Source organism: Arsenophonus sp. ENCA (assembly GCF_002287155.1).
In the GTDB taxonomy this organism is placed as follows: domain Bacteria; phylum Pseudomonadota; class Gammaproteobacteria; order Enterobacterales; family Enterobacteriaceae; genus Arsenophonus; species Arsenophonus nilaparvatae.
Genome location: NZ_NHNG01000717.1, coordinates 1 through 5,035, shown reverse-complemented (window position 1 = coordinate 5,035; position 5,035 = coordinate 1). Strand labels below are relative to the sequence as shown.

The 5,035-nt window shown below is 34.6% G+C and carries 3 protein-coding genes; 1 reads left to right on the top strand and 2 read right to left on the bottom strand.

What is annotated here, in order from left to right; genetic code table 11:
• Positions 1-406: 406 nt before the first annotated feature.
• Both CBG25_RS18750 and manA read right to left on the bottom strand, forming a co-directional pair.
• Positions 407-1,939 (bottom strand): YdgA family protein, encoded by a 1,533-nt coding sequence (locus CBG25_RS18750; protein ID WP_290608564.1) that lies wholly within the window; start codon positions 1,937-1,939, stop codon positions 407-409.
• Positions 1,940-2,028: 89 nt separating this feature from the next.
• Positions 2,029-3,204, bottom strand: coding sequence for a mannose-6-phosphate isomerase (gene manA, locus CBG25_RS18745; RefSeq protein ID WP_290608562.1), 1,176 nt, complete (start codon positions 3,202-3,204; stop codon positions 2,029-2,031).
• A gap of 165 nt (positions 3,205-3,369) precedes the next feature.
• Between manA and fumC the strand changes: the two genes are divergently transcribed.
• A complete protein-coding gene (gene fumC / locus CBG25_RS18740) occupies positions 3,370-4,767 on the top strand; it encodes a class II fumarate hydratase (protein WP_290608560.1) in 1,398 nt (465 codons plus the stop codon).
• Positions 4,768-5,035 lie beyond the last annotated feature (268 nt).

Here is a 5,035-nt window from a genome sequence, read left to right as displayed (position 1 = left end):
GGAGATCACCGAATAACAAAATGGGCCAAAAGTGATCTCCATCGATGTTATTAAGCGATCTGGTTAAATGTTATTAGCTGATCTCCATCAATGTTATTGGGTGATCTGCATGCATGGTAATATGCACTTGAACCAATTTTAGTTGAAATATGAATATTATTTTTTACAAAACAGTTTTTTATTTTACTAATTAATGAGTTTGTTTTTAGCTGATTATGCTGTTGGCTAGGTTTTATTAAAGGTCGATCTTTTATGATATTAATTTTATTCGACATAGAAACCCTCAGTATTAAAAATTGATACAAAAGAGCCAGTATCTTAACTGGCTTTTGTTATTTTACTAAGGCTTAATTTGATTGCGGGGTGGTTTTCGGCGTTGTTGAAGGTTGAGACGATGGATTGTCCATCAAGCCAATATTAATAAAAACTGAACTAATTTAAATGCTTGATTATTCATTTTCAGTTCATCACCGGCGTAATTAATATCCATCGTCATATTATCTTTGGTTACCAGCATCCATGGCAAAATTGGTCTATCTACATTCAATTGCGCTTTTTTCTCATCACTGAGGAAGTATTCTGTCGGTGATGTAAAGACATTTTGTTTAGCTGAACTTTCAAATTCACTAATTTGTGCGGTTGCTTTCTGACTAAATAATGTTTTTTGTTCCGGAGTGGTCACTTTATCATCTGAGCTTAGTATTTCTGTTTGGGTAAGCATTTCTATCAACATCGGTTTTGATAAATTAACATTGATATTAAAATGATTGAATAGTGCTTTGATGACCTGATCATATTGGTTATTTTGGCTATAAACAGAGAGTTGATTCAATGTCCAAGGCTTCATATCGATATCTATTTTAATATTGCTTTTACCGGCGCTATTTTTCCAATAAAAAGGTTCGATGACAATTCTCGGACTATTCTTCAACAAGCTAGGTAAGTTCTCAACTAGTAACTGGGCGAAAATAGTATCTGCATTATAAAGAGGGTTGCCATTTGCTAAGTTGTGAGCAATTTCATCATTATAACTTTTTAGGAAATTACCAAACGCTTTAGCATCCATTCTTTCGATTAATAACGTAAGCTCTCCAGAACCTAAGTTTTGTTCTTTAGCAATAAGATCATTAATGCTATAAGAAATCTTACCGTCAATGCTATCGTCTTTTAGTACAGAATCTAAGTTAATAGCAAAATTTTTAAATGAAAATTTAATGTCATCGCTATTAAAATTAATATCAGATATATTAAGCGTCTGTTTGCCGGAATAGAAATTAAACGGAGTCAGTGATAAATCACTTTGAATATTGAGCCCTTTAAGGATCATGTTTTCCGTTTTCTCTTTATTGCCGATAACAAAATTATCACTAATAACGGAAATTTTTATATCTTTAAGATCGGTATTGCCCGCATAATTAATTGTACCACCGCTAAACGTTATATTTTTCCCATAAGGATTGCCGTCTAGTGGACTTAAATTTAAATTTGCATCTAGGCCTTCATTAAAACCGACGTCAACATCACCAGTTATGAATGCTTGCTCCTGAGTATATTTGAATAGTTCTTCAGTGGCTTCATTTTTAACCAGTTCAATAGTGGTTGAGGCTAATCTAGGTAACAGATTAAGTTTAACTATTTTGTTAATAGGAAAGGGGCCATGAAAGATTTTTGTGGCAAACTTAACAATGGTATTTTTTCTTTCGCTATTCTCTTTTATATCAATAACGATGTCTGCGTTAGAAGTGAAAATTCCTCGCTGATAATTTTCTGTTTTAACATTAATACCAGCTTCTGGTGCATTATTTTTTAGTGTGGTATTAGTACGTTCAATGAAAGTATCAAACTCTCCCTCAATTTTTTTTCCGGTATACCAAGAGCCAATTGTCCAAATTATGGCAACAATTACAATGACACCTACAGCTACTAACGATTTCTTCATATATCCATCCCTTAAGGATTTTAGCGGGTAAAAGTGATCAAATTTAATAAAATATATTATATACAGCTTTGCATGTATTTTAATTTTTGCTAATAATTAAAAACTCTGGCCAGTTTACCTTTTCCATTAAGCATAATTTGTCTTTCGGATGCAGATATAAATATGGATTCCCCAGATAGGATCTCGGCAGTTTGATTTTCTGAGGTGATAGATATCTTACCTTCAACACAAAATAAAATCGTGGCAGAATTGTTTGCTATCGTAGTCAATTGATTATCAATTAGATATAAGGAAAAAGCAAAATCATCTACCGGAATAGGATAATAAAATTCATTATTATGTATATTCGGTTGTAGCAATAGTGTGTCGCAGGGTTTGGCAATGAAATCTAAGTTAGCCAGTAATTCAGCAATATCAATATGTTTGTTAGTTAATCCCGCGCGTAGTACATTGTCAGAATTGGCCATTACTTCTAAACCAACACCTTCAATATAAGCATGGGGCGTTCTGGCATAGAGAAACATCGCTTCACCCGGTTGTAATTCAATAATATTCAGTAACAATGGTGCAAATAATCCATTATCTTCAGGGTATAATGGCAACATTTTTTCTATCGTGCTCCAAGGTTCCCCTTTTTCTTGCTGTAGAACAGATTTTAAAGCTGCAAGTAGCGGCTGCTTTTCTTTTGTTGTCAGGCTTAACAAATGTTTAAAAAGTTGTGCCAGTTGAGTTTCTGTTGGGGTCTTTAAAAATAGTTGAATAACTGATGAAGCTTCGGTAATCGGCAGCAATAAATTAGCTATCTCCTTTAAAGGGCGAAATGAATTAAGCACTTTGAAAGGTGTTAAAGCATAAATCAATTCAGGTTTATGATTATCGTCTTTATAATTACGATTAGGACAATCGAGCGCAATTCCAGCTGCGTTTTCACGCTTAAACCCAACTTCGGCAGCGATTTTATCTGGGTGTACCTGGATTGAAAGTGGTTGAGCCGCGCAGAGCACTTTGAATAAAAAAGGTAATCGATGAAATTTTTGGGCAATTTTTTCACTGAGGTAATAGCTTGGATCGGTTGCGATTAGTTTATCTAACGATATTTTTTGCTGGCTATTTAAATCTTCAACCATAGAGCTGGCTTTAGGATGTGCTCCCATCCATAATTCAGCCATCGGTAAATGCTGAGGATTTTTGATATGGTAAAGCTTAGTTAGGGCATCTTTACTACCCCAATCATAGTGTTGAATTTTATTGATCATTTTAAACATATAATACTGCTCTTAGTTGATAAAAATTTATTTTTAACTGTAATACAATAAACTCGCTTATCTCTCACATTTTAAATTAAAAATAGTGCATGATTTCAAGTACAATCAGTTTATCTGCAAAGATGGATTATGCATATCCAATTATTTTATGCTAAGGAGATAATAATGTCAGAATATCGCATTGAAAAAGACTCAATGGGTGAAATTAAAGTCCCAGCAGATAGGCTATGGGGCGCTCAAACGCAACGTTCGCTGCAACATTTCCATATCTCAGTGGAAAAAATGCCTGTTGCCTTGATCCATGCATTGGCATTAACTAAAAAAGCAGCAGCTGAAGTAAATAACGATTTAGGTTTGATAGCAAAGGATAAGGCTAATGCTATTATCGCCGCAGCTGATGAAGTCCTAGCGGATAAGCATATGGCTGAATTTCCATTAGCAGTCTGGCAGACCGGCTCTGGTACGCAAACTAACATGAATATAAATGAAGTATTGGCGAACAGAGCGAGTGAAATTTTAGGTGGGAAAAGAGGTCAGCAACGCTTAATTCACCCGAATGATGGTGTAAATAAAAGCCAGAGTTCTAATGATGTATTTCCTACTGCAATGCATGTAGCTGCTGTTATTGCTTTACATCAACATCTGTTACCTAGATTAAAAGAACTACAAACTACTTTTAAGCAAAAATCTGATGCCTTTAATGATATTGTCAAAATTGGCCGTACGCATCTTCAAGATGCAACACCACTAACATTAGGCCAAGAAATATCAGGGTGGGAAGCAATGCTAGCTCATAATGTCAGCCATATCGAAGAGAGTATTCCACATCTATCTGAACTGGCATTAGGCGGAACGGCGGTAGGTACGGGTTTAAATACCCATCCTGAATATGCCATTAAAGTTGCCAGTAAAATTGCAAAATTATCCGGCCTACCATTTGTCACTGCGCCTAATAAATTTGAATCTTTAGCTACTTGTGATGCTTTAGTTCATGCCCATGGTGCTTTAAAAGGTTTAGCAGCTTCATTAATGAAAATCGCTAATGATGTAAGGTGGTTAGCATCAGGTCCGCGTTGTGGCATTGGTGAAATTATGATCCCAGAAAATGAACCTGGTAGTTCGATAATGCCAGGAAAAGTTAATCCGACTCAGTGTGAAGCTTTAACTATGCTTTGTGCTCAAGTTATGGGGAATGATGTTGCTATTAATATTGGTGGAGCATCAGGTAATTTTGAACTCAATGTTTTCCGCCCCATGATAATTGATAATTTTTTACAATCAATTCGTTTATTGGCGGATGGTATGCTTAGTTTTAATGATCATTGCGCTAAAGGTATTGAGCCCAATCGCCAACGGATAGATAAATTATTACATGAATCATTAATGTTAGTTACTGCACTAAATACTCATATTGGTTATGACAAAGCCGCTGAAATTGCTAAAAAAGCACATAAAGAAGGATTGACACTTAAGCAAGCAGCATTAAAACTGGCTTATTTAACAGCCGAAGAGTTTGATAGTTGGGTGCGACCTGAAAATATGGTTGGTAGTATGAAAAAGTAGTTTTTATATTTATAAAAAAAGAAAACCGAGTTAATAACCTCGGCTTTTTTACTTAAATTTCTTGATAAAGATGTAATCGAGCAATAATTAATTTTAGTTTTTTATTTTTTGGCTTATGTTTTATTTTTATATTATTAATATCATAAAACTAGTTGCTGAATAGAGACTTGCATTTTTTGTCACGCTATTGAGAATAAAAAGAGGTTTAACTTAGAGAATAAAGGTTTGAAATGATCAACAAAGAGCGGCTGTTACGAGATAATCGTTT